The sequence below is a fragment of the Gaetbulibacter aestuarii genome (assembly GCF_039537665.1).
In the GTDB taxonomy this organism is placed as follows: Bacteria; Bacteroidota; Bacteroidia; order Flavobacteriales; family Flavobacteriaceae; genus Gaetbulibacter_A; species Gaetbulibacter_A aestuarii.
Window position 1 is genome coordinate 400,463 of the sequence record NZ_BAABAY010000001.1, and the last position, 16,733, is coordinate 417,195.

Consider the following 16,733-nt stretch of genomic DNA (forward strand, 5'->3'; position numbering starts at 1 on the left):
CAAGTATTTTTTCGAAAAATAATCTACAAAACCTTAACGTTTACTTAAAAAAACTTGCTGTACCATATTTATTGTTAAATTCGCCAAAGCAAACAAACTCCAAGATAAATGACAGATTTTAATTTTAAAAAATGGAATACCCTTTTAGGGTGGTTCGCTTTTTTAATTGCTTTAATTACATTTGCCTCAACAGTAGAACCTACGGTAAGTTTCTGGGACGCCGGAGAGTACATATTAACCTCCTCTAAACTTCAGGTAGGTCATCCTCCCGGAGCACCACTTTTCCAAATGATGGGAGCCTTTTTCTCCATTTTTGCTTTTGGTAATCAACAGCTCATTGGCTTATTTTTAAATTTACAGAGTGCGTTTGCCAGTGCCTTTGCTATCATGTTTATGTTTTGGGCCATTACCATGCTTCTGACTAAAATTTCAGGAGATCCTGCAAAAATATCGAAATCAAAAGCCATAGCTATTTTAGGTAGTGCGCTGGTGGGAAGTTTGGCTTTTACCTTTACCGATTCATTTTGGTTCAATGCCGTAGAAACGGAGGTTTATGCCATGGCAACCCTGATCATGTCTGTATTGTTCTATCTGGGTTTACGCTGGGAAAGAGACATGGACCATCCCCGGGGAAATAAATGGATCATTCTTATTTCGTTTATAATCGGTTTGTCGTTTGGGGTTCACTTCATGGGTTTACTAACCATCCCGGTTATCGGACTTATCTATTTCTTTAAAAATTACAAAACGGTCACGGTAAAGAATTTCATCATTGCAAATGTGGTTGCAGTTGGTATTTTGTTGTTTGTTTTCAAATTATTAGCGCCTAACCTTCTAGCCATTTTCAGTGATTTCGAAATATTTTTTGTGAATACTGTTGGGCTACCTTTCAACTCTGGTTCCATTATTGCCGGCATCGTATTAGTATCTTTAATTGTTTTCGGTTTACGCTATACCCGCAAAAAAAATTACGTGCATTTAAATACAGGAATCCTGTGTATAACCTTTATCATAATAGGGTTTTCAACCTGGTTAATGCTTCCTATTCGGGCAAATGCCGGTACGGTTATTAATGAAAACGACCCCTCAAGTGCCCGTGAACTTTTGGCATATTATAATTTGGAACAGTATCCTAAAACGTATTTGTTTTACGGACCACAGTTTACCGATCAGTACGCCTATTTGGATGAAGATAATCCCTATGTGGATGAAGAGCCAAAATATGAAAAGGATGAGGCTGCCGGAAAATACGTCATCGTGAATGATTACAAAAATGCCAAACAAAATTTCAACCATAAACAAGCTTCCTATTTTCCTCGCATGTGGAGCCCAGAACACGCTGCCAATTATATGATGTACTCCGGGTTCCTGGATTTTAAACTGAAGCCGGAATATCAAATGCAAAATGATCTTCGAAAAGTTGTTTCCGACTTCAAAAATAGCGTTGCCAAAGGCCAGGTTGATTATGAAGATTACAATAGTTTCCTGAATCGATTTAAAAGTTACATAGATATAGAAAAGCCCTCCATGGCCAGTAACTTGAAATACCTTTTTGAATACCAGTTAGGATACATGTACTGGCGTTATTTTATGTGGAATTTTTCAGGACGACAGGACGATATTCAGGGAAAAATGGATGAACATGGTAATTGGATCACGGGCATCAATGTTATCGATAAATGGCATCTTGGCTATTCTCAAAAGAATCTGCCGAGCGACATGAAAAATAATAAGGCACGAAACACCTATTATTTGTTGCCTTTAATATTGGGGCTTATCGGTTTCTTTTTCGTTTTCAATAATGACAAAAAATTATTCTGGGTGATGCTGGTATTTTTCCTATTCACCGGTGTGGCCATCCAGGTGTACACCAATGTCCGACCCTTTGAACCTCGAGAGCGGGATTACTCCGTAGTGGGCTCCTTTTATGTATTCGCATTATGGATCGGTTTCGGTGCTTTTGCGTTATACGAAGCGCTAAAAAAATACATTCCCAAAAAACTGGCAGGACCCGCAATAACAGTGGTATGTTTAATTTTAGTTCCGGGAATTTTGGCTGCCAATAACTGGGATGATCACGATCGATCTGATAAATACACGGCTCGGGCTATGGCGAAAATGTACCTGGATTCCTGTGCCAAGGATGCCATCCTGTTCACTATTGGAGACAACGATACTTTTGCCCTTTGGTATGCTCAGGAAATTGAAGGCTACCGTACCGATGTGAGAATCGTGAATACGAGCTTGTTCCAAACAGCCTGGTATATCGATCAAATGAAACGTAAAGCTTACGATAGTGACCCTGTTCCTTCACAACTAGAACATAAAGACTATAAATATGGTACCAATGAATATGTAGCGGTTGAAGATCTGGTAAAAGACACATTGGATGTAAAACAATTTTTAAATTTTATTACCAGCGACAACCCAAAAACGCGTTATAAATATGTTCTGGAGCAACAAGGCGTAGATATTTCTCAGGTACGTCAGCAAGACCAGGATATGCGCTACATGCCAACACCTTATTTAAGGATTCCGGTGAATAAACAAAACGCCCTAAAATCAGGTATTGTAAAACAAAAAGATGCCGACAAGATCGTAGACGATATTGTTATTAAAGTGAAAGGTAATGCCCTTTATAAAAATCGTTTGGCGATGTTGGATATTGTTGCGAACAACGATTGGAAACGCCCCATTTATTTTACAGGCGGTAGCTTTGGTGACGACGATTATCTATGGATGAAAGACTATCTGCAACTCGATGGATTGTGCTATAAATTAGTGCCTATCAAAACCAAAGTAGATCCCGATAATCCGTTTGATATGGGTCGTGTGGATACTGATCTGATGTATGATAAAGTGATCCACTGGGATTGGGGAAATAGTGGTGAAGATATTTATCACGATCCTGAAACCCGTAAAAATGGAATCACCTTTAGAAGTGATCTTGCTCGCTTGATCGAACAATTGATTAAAGAGAACAAATTGAAGAAAGCAGAAAAAGTAGCCGATATCGCGATGAAAAATATGCCTGTAGATTACTTTGGTTATTACACCCTTTTGGAACCCTATATTGATGCCTATTATCAAGTTGGCGCTAAGGATAAGGCCCAGGCTTTATTTAAAAAATTAGCAACGAAATATCAGGAAAATCTCAAATATTATAGTACCCTGACCATCGAAAATCAGGATCGGTTATTTGAGGATATATATACCAACATTCAACGCTATAAAGGTTTACTCGATGTGTTAACAAAACACGATGAAGCTTTCGCTGAAAAAGAAGGTGAGGTCTTCAATAATTACCTGAAATTATTCAAACATTTTTACGGTGGTAGCAGTGAGCAAGATGAATATCAAGCACCTGATAAAGACATGGAACAAAATCAGCAGGCGATGGACAGCGAGGTACCCCCCACGCCAATAAACTGACGCATGACCTTTGCACCTGTAAAAACACCGGCAGTAGCCAAAAAGATGTTCCCGAACTATGTTTGGGACATCCCAACTACTGAAAAGGTGTTGTACCTTACTTTTGATGATGGCCCCACACCGGATATTACTGATTGGACACTCGAAACTTTAGCCGCTTTTGATGCTAAAGCTACCTTTTTTTGTATCGGTAAGAATATCGAAAATCATCCGGATATTTTTAAACAGGTCATCGCTGCAGGTCATAGCATCGGCAATCATACACAGAACCATATCAAAGGCTGGAAAACCAAGTCAAAGTCTTATTTGGATAATGTTGCTGAAGCCCAAAAGCACATTGAAGCCTACTACAATCAAGAACATTCTAGTGGGAAATTGTTTAGGCCGCCTTACGGACAGATCTCACCGGTGCAAGGCAAACAACTCATCCGCCTGGATTATAATATCATTATGTGGGATGTTGTGTCCTACGATTGGGACAAAACCATAACTCCGGAAACCTGCCTTAACCGGGTTACTTCCAAAGGAACTAATGGCAGTATTATTGTTTTTCACGACAGCGTTAAAGCACAAAAAAATTTGCAATACGCCTTGCCGCGAACTCTGGAATATTTTTCAGAGAAAGGCTATCGCTTTGCTCCGATTCAATTAAAAAAGTAGCTGTATAATTTACACGTAGTTTTGAATGATCCCAATCAGGGTGTTAGCATCTTGTTCGCCACTCTGACGCCATTTCATTTCACCATCTTTGTAAATTATTAATGTGGGTAAGGTTTTAACACGCAAAGCTTCGGCCAGTTCTTGATTTTTTTCTACATCAATCTTAATCACCTTCGCTTTATCTCCAAGAGCTGCAGCAACATCTCGTAGTACGGCGTGCATGGAAGCAGACTGTTCGTTCCACTCTGTAAAAAAGTCCAGTAAAACCGGAATTTCTACATCAATAAGTTCCCCAAATTTTGACATATAATAAAGGTTTAAGTCAACTTCTATATTACAAACCTAGTTTATTTAGGCCTGTAAACCAACGGGTTACATTGGTCAGGGTTTAATTAATAATTATAAATATAAGCAAATTAGCTATAACCGCAACATACTTACATTATTATGGCGTTTATTTCATGCTTTAGTTAAGCCGACTTCGTTCCTTTTTTCAGCTCAATAACTGTAATTTCAGGCCAGATTCCTACACGTCCGGGATAACCCAAATAGCCAAAACCGCGATTCACATTAATGTATCTTCCGTTCACTTCATAAACACCTGCCCAATATTTATAGCGCCATTTAATAGGACTCCATTTTACCCAACCCGGAATTTCAATTCCAAATTGCATGCCATGTGTATGTCCACTTAATGTTAGGTGATAATGATCCGGATCCTGGATTACTTTTTGCTCCCAATGCGATGGATCGTGACTCATTAATATCTTAAAATCATCTTTGTTAATCTTTTCTGTAGCTTTCTTCAAATCACCGGCTTTTTTAAACCCTCCGGCACCCCAGTTCTCAACACCTACTAAAGCAATTCGGTCGCCATTACGTTCAATATAACGACTGTCGTTATTAAGCATTTCAAAGCCCATTTCTTTTTGAAGCGCTTTCAGATTCTCAAGATTTTTCTCTTTATCTTCGGTAGAATCCCAATCTACATAATCCCCGTAATCATGATTTCCCAAAACAGAATACACACCGTCCGGAGCTTTTAAAGTGCCAAATAAGGATTTCCAAGGTAGCATTTCCTCATATTTATTATTAACCAGATCTCCGGTAAACAAGATGATATCCGAGGCCTGTTCTTTTATAAGATCTACACCATATTTGATCTTTTCATGATTATCAAAACTTCCGGAATGAATATCACTGATCTGAGTGATCTTATACCCATCAAAACCTTCCGGCAAATCATCAAAGGTCAGCGTATATTTTAAAACCTTGTAATTATATTTTCCTTTATACATTCCATACAACAAGGCTGTAAATGGCACGGCGGCTAATCCAATAGCAATTGTGCTCACAAATTTGCGTCGTGATGGCATATAAAAACTTTCTTTACTTGTAGCCACCCGATCATACAGACCAAGTACCAAACGCATAATATCTTCACCCAGAAGAATAGGAATAACAACCAGGTTAAACACAATGAATGTAATTAGAAACCCGAAGGCATAACTTTTTGCAGGTGTTAGAACACGACCTTCAGACGAGGACAGGAATTGATATAAAAAATTACCGAGTATAATTATGGCTACACCAAAGAAGACATAATAGATCCAGTTATGTTTTGTTAATGTTTTTACAGCCTGGAATCCATAAAAAGAAATGAAGCTGTAAAAAGCTATAAAGATAATCCAACGAAGCATAGGGCTTTTTTTTGCAAAGATAAGGGTAATCAAACTTAATAATTACAATGCGTTTTTTATTTAACTAATTGTTAAGGTTTTAAAATCTTTTTACAGAAATGAAAATTGAGGAGCCTTAGTTTTAATCATAAGTTTTCGTAGTTTTGGTTTTCTATCAAAACAGAACAAATGTCCGATCAAAAACGTCTTTTTTTAGTTGATGCCTACGCCTTGATTTTCCGTGGGTATTATGCCTTCATAAAAAATCCAAGAATAAACTCAAAAGGGGTTGATACCTCTGCTATCATGGGCTTCATGAACTCATTATTAGATGTAATTAAACGAGAACGCCCTGATCATTTGGCGGTTTGTTTTGATAAAGGCGGAAGTGCGGACCGGGTGGAAATGTATGAAGAATACAAAGCCAATCGGGATGAAACCCCAGAGGCCATTAAAGTAGCCGTGCCTTACATCCAGGATATCCTGAAAGCCATGCACATTCCCATCATGGTGAAAGAAGGCTATGAAGCCGATGACGTGATTGGAACGCTTTCCAAACAGGCGGAAAAAGAGGGCTATCAAACCTTTATGGTAACCCCCGATAAAGATTTTGCTCAGCTGGTATCTGAAAATATTTTTATGTATCGCCCCGTATTTGGAGGCGGTTACGAAACCTGGGGAATTCCGGAAGTTAAAAAGAAATTTGAAGTTGAAGATCCGCTTCAGGTGATTGACTTTTTAGGGATGATGGGCGACTCAAGTGATAACATTCCCGGTCTTCCCGGCGTGGGTGAAAAAACAGCCAAAAAGTTTATTGCACAGTATGGCAGCATGGAAAAACTATTGGATAGCACCCATGAATTAAAAGGCAAAATGAAGGAGAAGATCGAAGAAAACAAAGAGCTTGGGCTGCTTTCCAAAAAACTGGCTACCATTATGCTGGATGTTCCTGTTGATTTTGATGCTACCGATTTTGAAATGAATCACCCCGATGTTGATGCCGTAAAAGCCATATTTCAGGAACTGGAATTTCGTCGTTTAACAGAAAACTTTTTAAAGACTTTTGACGTTGAGGCTGAAGCAGAACAAGAAACAGAATCCACAGAAAATTCGGCTGCAACCACCACAACAAAATCAAGTTCGGCAACTGCCGGCCAAGGACAGTTTTCTTTATTTGGAAATGATGATGAGGATACCGGACTAAAACCAAATGAGCGGGAAACCATTGAAACCACCTCGCACTTGTACCAAAGTATAGCGCCTGGCATAGGAACCAAACTGTTCATTAAAAATCTGATGAATCAAAAATCGGTGTGTTTTGATACCGAAACTACAGGATTGAATCCGATTACTGCCGAACTTGTAGGGATTGCTTTTTCCTGGGAAATGGGTAAAGGATTCTATATGCCTTTTCCGGAAGATCGGGACGAAGCTCAAGAGCTTATCGAACAATTACGTCCGTTTTTTGAAAATGAGGACATTGAAAAAGTAGGTCAGAATTTAAAATACGACATCAAAGTTCTGGCAAAATATAATATTGAGGTAAAAGGTAAATTATTCGATACCATGCTGGCGCATTACCTTATCAATCCCGATATGCGCCATAATATGGATGTTCTGGCGGAAACTTATTTGAATTACACCCCGGTTTCCATTGAAAAACTTATCGGCAAAAAGGGTAAAAATCAAAAATCGATGCGCGATGTGCCTTTGGAAGAGCAAACAGAATACGCTGTTGAGGATGCCGACATAACACTCCGCCTAAAAGCATATTTCGAAAAAGAACTCGGCGAGGCAGAAACCCAAAAATTGTTTGATGAGATCGAAATTCCATTATTGCGCGTACTTGCCGCGATGGAACTCGAAGGCATTACGTTGGACAAAGACTTTTTACATTCCTTATCTGATCAGTTGGATAAAGATATCAAGGCATTGGAGGAGAAAATATATAAGGAAGCGGGAGAAGAATTCAATATCGCTTCACCTAAGCAACTGGGTGAAATTTTGTTTGATAAATTAAAGCTGGTTGATAAGCCTAAAAAAACAAAAACAGGCCAGTATTCTACTTCTGAAGATATTCTGAGTTATTTAGCGAAAGATCACGAGATTATTCAAAATGTTTTGGATTATCGCGGTTTAGCAAAACTGAAAAGTACTTATATTGACGCCCTGCCAAATCAGGTGGAAGAAAGCACCGGACGTGTGCATACCGATTATATGCAAACGGTTGCTGCCACCGGACGTTTGAGTAGTAATAATCCTAACCTTCAAAATATTCCAATTCGTACGGAACGTGGCCGACAAGTACGCAAGGCTTTTATTCCGCGAAGCGAAGATTATATCCTTTTAGCGGCTGATTATTCTCAAATAGAATTGCGTATTATTGCTGCATTAAGTGAAGAAGAAACAATGATCTCCGCCTTTAAACATGGCGAAGATATTCACGCTTCAACCGCGTCGAAAGTTTTTAATATGCCTTTGGAAGATGTAACTCCGGAACAACGAAGCCAGGCCAAAACCGTAAACTTCGGTATTATATATGGTGTTTCGGCCTTTGGTTTAAGTAATCAAACCACATTAAGCCGCGCGGAAGCTAAAGAACTGATCGATACCTATTATGCGACCTATCCTAAACTTAAGGATTATATCAGCAAACAGGTTGATTTTGCGCGCGACCATGGTTATGTTAAAACCGTTTTAGGGCGTCGCCGTTATTTAAAAGATATCAATTCCCGCAATGCTGTAGTTCGTGGTGCAGCTGAACGTAATGCGGTAAACGCTCCGGTACAAGGAAGTGCCGCCGATATCATTAAAATTGCCATGATCCGGATTTTTGAAAAACTGAATGAAGGCGATTATAAAACAAAAATGTTGTTACAAGTGCATGATGAATTGGTTTTTGATGTATATAAACCTGAACTGGAAAAAGTTTCTGAAATGATCCGTCATGAAATGGAGAACGCTTACAAATTAGAGGTGCCTTTGGATGTAGATATCGATACCGGAGCCAATTGGTTGGAAGCCCATTAATTTTTCTTTATGAAAAAAACTTACGATCCACAAAACGATAAAACCATCGGATTTTGTCCGGAATATTATGACGACATGGTGGAAGCCTGGTCTAAAATGCCTGTTGTTGCTCCGGAGTATTTATTCCTTGGGGATAGTATCACCGAACAAGGAAACTGGGTTGAAAGACTGCAAAATAAAACGGTGCTGAATCATGGTATCAAAGGAGACATTAGTATCAGTGTTTTGAGGCGTTTAGATGAAACCATTCGACAACAACCCAAAACCATCTTATTGATGATCGGCACGAACGATCTGGCAAAAGATATTCCGGAAACCGAAGTGATAAAAAATACCTTTGAAATTATTCGTAGGTTGCATGAAGGCCTCTCGGATACCACCATTTTTTTACAAAGTATCCTACCTGTTAACAATACGATTCCCGCTTTTGAAGCACGCTTTGATAATGCTGAAGCTATTCAAAATATTAATCGCGCGTTAATTCAACCTCCTTCTGAATTAACGTTTAACTATTTAGATCTTCACGAGGATTTCAAGGATGAGCACAACCGGTTAATTTCAGCATGTACCACAGATGGCCTTCACCTTACAGAAAAAGGCTACCAACATTGGCTCAATATTTTAAAAGAAGAAGGCATCATCGCCTAATATTTTCTTTCAGATTCAAAACCCACCATAGTCGTGAAATGAGTTAAAATTCACACTAACTTTTATAAAAAAAGCTTGTCCTGAAATTAGCATTTTATACTGAAAACCATGTAGTTACAATAAAAAATTGTTTTTTCAACATGTGAAGTAGGCCATGTTTTAGGTAAAAAATATATTTTTCCTCGACAAACGACAACCCACGAGCCTTTTTTTATTCCAATTACGGTTTTCCGGAATCTGAATTAACATTAATTTAATATATTTCACAGCCCTAAACTACTGCTTTAAAAGAATTTAAAGTGATTTAGTATTTAAAAGAAAAGAAAAAATCAACGTTTGTTATGAAACTCAAATCCCTCAAATTTCTACACCCGACCTTTCTGGTCTGGTTTTTCCTATCATTAGCCCTCTTAAATTTTCAGGCACGAGATTGCATTGGTCACGACATATAATGAACAGGACAACCTTTTGGTGTCTCGAATGATCAATTCAAAAGAAACGATGTTTGTATCGAATCTTGCCATTTTAATTTAGCAAAATGCTCACAAATTCTAAATTTTAGGAAATTCTGCCAGAAATACACCTAATATACACGCAATGATTCTTGAGACTGCCTTATAAGGCATGTCCAATTTAAAATAACTAACGGCTCATTAGTTTAACAACTTTAATAGGTTGGCACTTGTAAATTATAATTTATTGTGCCACTACAATTGCTAACCCAAATAACCTGCCTTTAATCTTTTTAAAGTGATTCTCATAAACGTAACATGAGATCAAAACCTACAAATTGTTATGAAAAAAATTCCCTCATTTCCCTCTCTGCCCATCTTGGTATTGCTATTTTTTGCAATTTTAGATAATCATGCTCAAGTGGGCATTGGTACTGATTTACCGAATAACTCTGCTCAGCTTGATGTTGTGGCTACTAATAAAGGAATTCTAATTCCACGAATTGCCTTACAAACGACAAGCATTTCTAATCCTATTACAAATCCAGCAGTAAGTTTATTAGTGTACAACACGGCAACCACAGCCGACTTGAATCCCGGGTTTTACTATTGGAATGGTACGGAGTGGGTTCCAATTGGAAACGGGAGCACAGACGACCTCATTGAAACCTTAACTACTCTTGTAGATAATGGTAATGGCACCATGACCTATACCGATGAAAACGGTGTAAGAAACATCATTAATACAACCGTAAAAGTTGAAGATGGTACCATAGATATTGATGGTGATGGCACTAACGATTACAATATTACCTTACAAGATGTCATCAACAACTTAACTACCATCGTGTCGGGCATGGAAACCCTAACAATGCTTGTAGATAATGGCAACGGGACCATGACCTATACCGATGAAAACGGTGTAGAAAACATCATTAATACAACCGTGAAAATTGATGATGGCACTATTGATATTGATGGTGATGGCACCAACGACAACAATGTAACTTTACAAGATGTAATTAACAATTTGTCTACTATAGTATCGAGCCTGGAAACCTTAACAACGCTTGTTGATAATGGCAACGGGACCATGACCTATACCGATGAAAACGGTGTAGAAAACATCATTAATACAACCGTGAAAATTGATGATGGCACTATCGATATTGATGGTGATGGTACCAACGATACCAATGTAACTTTTCAAGATGTCATAAACAACTTAACTACCATCGTATCGAGCCTGGAAACCTTAACAACGCTTGTTGATAATGGCAACGGCACCATGACCTATACCGATGAAAACGGTGTAGAAAACATCATTAATACAACCGTGAAAATTGATGATGGCACTATCGATATTGATGGTGATGGCACCAACGATACCAATGTAACTTTACAAGATGTCATCAACAACTTAACTACCATCGTATCGAGCCTGGAAACCTTAACGACTCTGGTCAGCAATGATGATGGAACATTAACGTATACCGATGAGAATCAAACGGCGCACCAAATCACCCTAAAAGGTCTTGATGGTACAAATACTAAAATAAGTGGAGGCGGGATCAACGTAGTTACCGGAGATGGCACTTCCACATTTCCATATGTCATCACAGGAACTGAAATAGACGGTAGTGTAACCAATGAAGTGAATACACGTTTTGAATTAAATGGTTTGAATCTAGAACTAGAGGATAGTAACGGAATTCTTCAAGTCCCTTTAGCGGATATTGCTGCCAGTGTTGATACCAATACAACCAATTCAACTTTAACTCAGGACGGTACCAATTTAACATTAACCGATTCTGATGGGAATACCGTAAGTGTGCCTTTGGCGGATATTGATACCAATACAACCAACTCAAGCTTAACGCAGGACGGTACCAATTTAACCTTAACCGATTCTGATGGAAATACCGTAAGTGTTGCCTTAGCGGATATCGCTGCCAGTGTTGACACCAATACAACCAACTCAAGTTTAACCCAGGATGGTACCAATTTAACATTAACCGATTCTGATGGTAATTCAGTAAGTGTAGCCTTAGCGGATATTGCTGCCAGTGTTGATACCAATACAACCAACTCAAGCTTAACGCAGGACGGTACCAATTTAACATTAACCGATTCTGATGGGAATACCGTAAGTGTTGCCTTAGCCGATATCGCTGCCAGTGTTGATACCAATACAACCAACTCAAGCTTAACGCAGGATGGTACCAATTTAACCTTAACCGATTCTGATGGAAACACCGTGAGTGTTGCCTTGGCCGATATCGCTGCCAGTGTTGACACCAATACAACCAATTCAACTTTAACTCAGGACGGGACTAATTTAACATTAACCGATTCTGATGGGAATACCGTAAGTGTGCCTTTGGCGGATATTGATACCAATACAACCAACTCAAGCTTAACTCAGGATGGTACCAATTTAACATTAACCGATTCTGATGGGAATACCGTAAGTGTGCCTTTGGCGGATATTGATACCAATACAACCAACTCAAGCTTAACGCAGGATGGTACCAATTTAATATTAACGGATTCTGATGGGAATACGGTCAGTTTAGCCTTGGCTGATATTGCTGCGAATGTCGATACCAACACAACAAACGCAAGTCTATCCCAGGACGGTACGAATTTAATATTAACCGATTCTGATGGGAATACAGTAAGTGTAGCCTTATCAGAAATTGCCGCTAATGTTGACACCAACACAACCAACGCAAGTTTATCACAGGACGGTACGAATTTAATATTAACGGATTCCGATGGGAATACGGTCAGTTTAGCTCTAGCTGATATTGCTGCGAATGTAGATACCAACACAACAAACGCAAGTTTATCTCAAGACGGCACCAATTTAATATTAACAGATTCTGACGGGAATACAGTAAGCGTTGCATTAACAGATATCGATACCAACACAACCAACGCAAGTTTATCACAGGATGGTACGAATTTAATATTAACAGATTCAGATGGGAACACAGTAAGCGTTGCCTTATCAGAAATTGCCGCTAATGTTGATACTAACACAACCAACGCAAGTTTATCACAGGACGGTACGAATTTAATATTAACGGATTCCGATGGGAACACAGTAAGCGTTGCATTAACAGATATCGATACCAATACCACTAACGCAAGTCTATCACAGGATGGTACCAATTTAATATTGACCGATTCCGATGGGAATACAGTAAGCGTTGCTTTAACGGATATTGATACCAACACAACCAACGCAAGTTTATCTCAAGACGGAACCAATTTAACCTTAACCGATTCTGATGGAAACACCGTAAGTGTTGCCTTAGCGGATATTGATACCAACACAACAAACGCAAGTTTATCACAGGATGGAACCAATTTAATATTGACCGATTCTGATGGGAATACAGTAAGCGTTGCCTTAACAGATATCGATACCAATACCACCAATGCTAGTTTATCTCAAGACGGAACCAATTTAATATTAACCGATTCTGATGGGAATACGGTCAGTTTAGCTCTAGCTGATATTGCTGCGAATGTAGATACCAACACAACAAACGCAAGTTTATCTCAAGACGGTACGAATTTAATATTAACAGATTCTGATGGGAACACAGTAAGCGTTGCCTTATCAGAAATTGCTGCTAATGTTGATACTAACACAACCAACGCAAGTCTATCTCAAGACGGTACCAATTTAATATTGACCGATTCTGATGGTAACACAGTAAGCGTTGCCTTAACGGATATCGATACCAACACAACCAACGCAAGTTTATCACAGGATGGATCCAATTTAATATTAACCGATTCTGATGGGAATACAGTAAGTGTAGCCTTATCAGAAATTGATACCAACACAACCAACGCAAGTTTATCACAGGACGGAACCAATTTAATATTAACAGATTCTGATGGGAATACGGTCAGTTTAGCTCTAGCTGATATTGCTGCAAATGTCGATACTAACACAACCAACGCAAGTTTATCGCAAGACGGAACCAATTTAACATTAACCGATTCTGATGGGAATACCGTAAGTGTTGCCTTAGCGGATATCGCTGCCAGTGTTGACACCAATACAACCAACACAGGTCTAGCTATTAACGGTACTAATTTAACATTAACCGATTCTGATGGAAACACCGTAAGTGTTGCCTTAGCCGATATCGCTGCCAGTGTTGACACCAATACAACCAACACAGGTCTAGCTATTAACGGTACTAATTTAACATTAACCGATTCTGATGGAAACACCGTAAGTGTGCCTTTGGCGGATATTGATACCAACACAACTAACACCAGCCTAGCTATTAACGGCACTAATTTAACATTAACCGATTCTGATGGAAACACCGTAAGTGTGCCTTTGGCGGATATTGATACCAACACAACGAATTCAAGTCTAATTATAGAAGGTGACAATTTAAAATTAACTGATTCTGACAATAATGTTGTTAGCGTGACTTTACCTGCCATAAACGAAACCACCACCTCAATAACACAATCATTAGGAAATGAGGATACTAATGTAACCGGTAACACAGCCCGTACGATAGCTTCTTACACTGATGAAGCCGGTAATTCAGCTACTATCAATGAAACTATTACAACTTTTAGTCAAAATCCTGACGGCACCTATACGTACAGCAATGAATCTGGCACGGAAGTTAGCTTCGCTGTAGCAGAACCATGGTTTGGCTTTGATGATGACTCCTATGCATCAGACAATACAGAAGATATCTACATGAATGGCAGGGTAGCCATTGGTGTAAATCCATCTGCTCAAGCCTTTACAGATTTTGTTTCTAACTCAATTTCTACTAAACTCTTTGTAAATGGAGCCATAGAAACCACCACAAGTTATTATGCGGATTATGTATTTGAGAAATATCTGGAAGGGAAATCGACACTAAAATCAACCTATGCATTTAAAACGCTTCCGGAAGTAGAAAACTTTATCAAGATCAACAAGCATTTACCGGGCGTAAGCAGTATTAAAGACATTGGACGCACCGAGGATGGAAAGTATAGTTTCAATATTTCAGAACTGTCTGTGCAACTCCTGGAAAAAGTAGAAGAACTGTATTTACACACTATTGAACAACAAAAAGCTTTGGAAGAAAAAGATCATAAAATTAACGAACTGGAAGGTCGATTAGCCAGAATTGAAGCCTTGCTGAATGTAAACAAATAGTACCGGTTGTGAATTTCACTAATCTATTTTTAACCCTGAATAAAAATCAATACAAAAGAAAAATTAATAACTGAAACTTGTCATATTGATGAATGTGACTTAGCATTTTTTTGTAGTAAATAAAATTTTAAAGACCATGAAAAAAAATTTAATAATCACACTATTTCTCGCAGCCTTTACCTTGCTTCATGCGCAAACCGATACCAATACCGGAATAGGTACCAAAACACCTGAGAAGAAACTTACTGTAGAATCAAGTGTTGCTGATGATGGATTTCTTCTGAATACTCCAAGTCCTTCCATTTGGTTAACAGACTTCAATGCCGCCACTAAATCTTGGAGACTTATGTCAGAAGCGTCTCTTGATGGCCTTCTTTTTCGTTCTAAAAACAATAACAATTCTACATGGACAGACAGATTATTTATTCAACGTAGTAATGGCAACGTAGGAATAGGAACAACAACTCCAGATAAAAAACTAACTATAATTGGAAATGGCATCTCAATGACTTCCACGAATCCTTCTATTTGGTTTTTCGATTCGAGCACGGGCGATGCCAACAAAGCCTGGAGAATTGAAAATCAAGGTCAGGACGATGGGCTCCGGTTCTGGTCTCAAGAAGATACCGGAAATAATAACAGAAATGTAAGATTATTTCTACAGCACAGTACAGGTAACGTAGGAATAGGTACTACTAGTCCAGAGGAGAGGTTAGATGTAGATGGGAATACTCAAGTTAGAGACAGTATATTTGTGGGAGATTATGCTCTTATTGGAACAAGTCTTATTGAGCAGGGGAGACTACGAGTAAATGGACGTTCCATATTTGAATCAAATATAAGGGTCAAAGGCGATGCCATATTTGAAAATCAAATTTATGACTCCGAGATGAGAGCAGGTAATATAGGTGACGTTTTAATGAAAAACGCATCAAACAACCCCGAATGGATGCCTGTGGTTCCTCAGGCTGTATTTGGGACATTTGTTTTCCACGGTGTTCAACATTTTAATTTATCATCAGCTTTTTTTACCGGTGCAAGTATTACTTTACCACCGGGCAAGTGGATCGTGCATACCGGTGTTAAGATTTATTTTATATATAAACTTGACGACGGGGCTGTTTGTAGAGATTGTGATAATCCAAGGGCTTTTACCTTATATTTTTCATTTTCAGATACTGGTGGCACCATAGGAGAAAGAAACTACCCTGGCGATAGTGCTGATCTATTGGCGACTCCTAATAACATTATGGGGGGGCTTAACTACCCACGTGATACCAGTATGGCTCGGGGGATATCACTGATAGATAATGATTCTGGTAGTTCAAGAACGTATTATTTATGGCAGCACCTTGCCGATGATCACAACTTACTTGCTGAAGATAACCTTGGACAAGGACTTGGGTCAAATTTGACTGAAAATTATATTTATGCAACACCTTATACTGATTAGTGCAATGACATTCGGGAGCAATAAAAATCCTTGTTGATGAAAAATAACTCTTTATAACTTAAAATAACCGGATGACAATAATAAAGGAAAAAAATATATCAAGCGTTCAAAATAACACGGAAACAATTTAGTAAAATAAGTAGGAAAGAACTCCAAACGGAAAGCATTTTAAGAACCAGTGT

The 16,733-nt window shown here is 38.6% G+C and carries 8 protein-coding genes; 6 read left to right on the forward strand and 2 right to left on the reverse strand.

Annotated features, from left to right (window positions below; all coding sequences use genetic code 11):
• Positions 1-108 precede the first annotated feature (108 nt).
• Both ABD682_RS01680 and ABD682_RS01685 read left to right on the forward strand, forming a co-directional pair.
• The gene (locus ABD682_RS01680) at positions 109-3,432 is read left to right on the forward strand and encodes a glycosyltransferase family 117 protein (RefSeq protein WP_344738322.1); all 3,324 of its coding nucleotides are present in this window, start codon (positions 109-111) and stop codon (positions 3,430-3,432) included.
• Between the two features lie 3 nt (positions 3,433-3,435).
• On the forward strand, positions 3,436-4,092 hold the full coding sequence (locus ABD682_RS01685) for a polysaccharide deacetylase family protein (protein ID WP_344738324.1): 657 nt from the start codon (positions 3,436-3,438) through the stop codon (positions 4,090-4,092).
• Between the two features lie 9 nt (positions 4,093-4,101).
• Here ABD682_RS01685 and ABD682_RS01690 read toward each other — a convergent pair whose 3' ends face one another.
• A complete protein-coding gene (locus ABD682_RS01690) occupies positions 4,102-4,398 on the reverse strand; it encodes a thioredoxin family protein (protein WP_344738326.1) in 297 nt (98 codons plus the stop codon).
• Positions 4,399-4,562: 164 nt separating this feature from the next.
• Complete coding sequence (locus ABD682_RS01695; protein ID WP_344738328.1) at positions 4,563-5,792, reverse strand: metallophosphoesterase; 1,230 nt, start codon at positions 5,790-5,792, stop codon at positions 4,563-4,565.
• Positions 5,793-5,960: 168 nt separating this feature from the next.
• Here ABD682_RS01695 and polA point away from each other — a divergent pair, with 168 nt between their 5' ends.
• The 4 genes from polA (at position 5,961) to ABD682_RS01715 (ending at position 16,551) form a co-directional block, all read left to right on the forward strand.
• Complete coding sequence (polA, locus tag ABD682_RS01700) at positions 5,961-8,801, forward strand: DNA polymerase I (RefSeq protein WP_344738330.1); 2,841 nt, start codon at positions 5,961-5,963, stop codon at positions 8,799-8,801.
• A gap of 9 nt (positions 8,802-8,810) precedes the next feature.
• Positions 8,811-9,449: a GDSL-type esterase/lipase family protein gene (locus ABD682_RS01705; protein ID WP_344738332.1), complete on the forward strand. Its 639-nt coding sequence runs from the start codon at positions 8,811-8,813 to the stop codon at positions 9,447-9,449.
• Between the two features lie 795 nt (positions 9,450-10,244).
• A complete protein-coding gene (locus ABD682_RS01710; RefSeq protein ID WP_344738334.1) occupies positions 10,245-15,098 on the forward strand; it encodes a beta strand repeat-containing protein in 4,854 nt (1,617 codons plus the stop codon).
• A 136-nt stretch (positions 15,099-15,234) separates the two neighbouring features.
• Positions 15,235-16,551, forward strand: coding sequence for a hypothetical protein (locus tag ABD682_RS01715; protein ID WP_344738338.1), 1,317 nt, complete (start codon positions 15,235-15,237; stop codon positions 16,549-16,551).
• Positions 16,552-16,733: the final 182 nt, after the last annotated feature.

Coding starts and splice junctions, on each gene's coding strand:
- ABD682_RS01680 (WP_344738322.1), top strand. CDS start 109: ATGACAGATTTTAATTTTAAAAAATGGAATACCCTTTTAGGGTGGTTC.
- ABD682_RS01685 (WP_344738324.1), top strand. CDS start 3,436: ATGACCTTTGCACCTGTAAAAACACCGGCAGTAGCCAAAAAGATGTTC.
- ABD682_RS01690 (WP_344738326.1), bottom strand. CDS start 4,398: ATGTCAAAATTTGGGGAACTTATTGATGTAGAAATTCCGGTTTTACTG.
- ABD682_RS01695 (WP_344738328.1), bottom strand. CDS start 5,792: ATGCTTCGTTGGATTATCTTTATAGCTTTTTACAGCTTCATTTCTTTT.
- polA (WP_344738330.1), top strand. CDS start 5,961: ATGTCCGATCAAAAACGTCTTTTTTTAGTTGATGCCTACGCCTTGATT.
- ABD682_RS01705 (WP_344738332.1), top strand. CDS start 8,811: ATGAAAAAAACTTACGATCCACAAAACGATAAAACCATCGGATTTTGT.
- ABD682_RS01710 (WP_344738334.1), top strand. CDS start 10,245: ATGAAAAAAATTCCCTCATTTCCCTCTCTGCCCATCTTGGTATTGCTA.
- ABD682_RS01715 (WP_344738338.1), top strand. CDS start 15,235: ATGAAAAAAAATTTAATAATCACACTATTTCTCGCAGCCTTTACCTTG.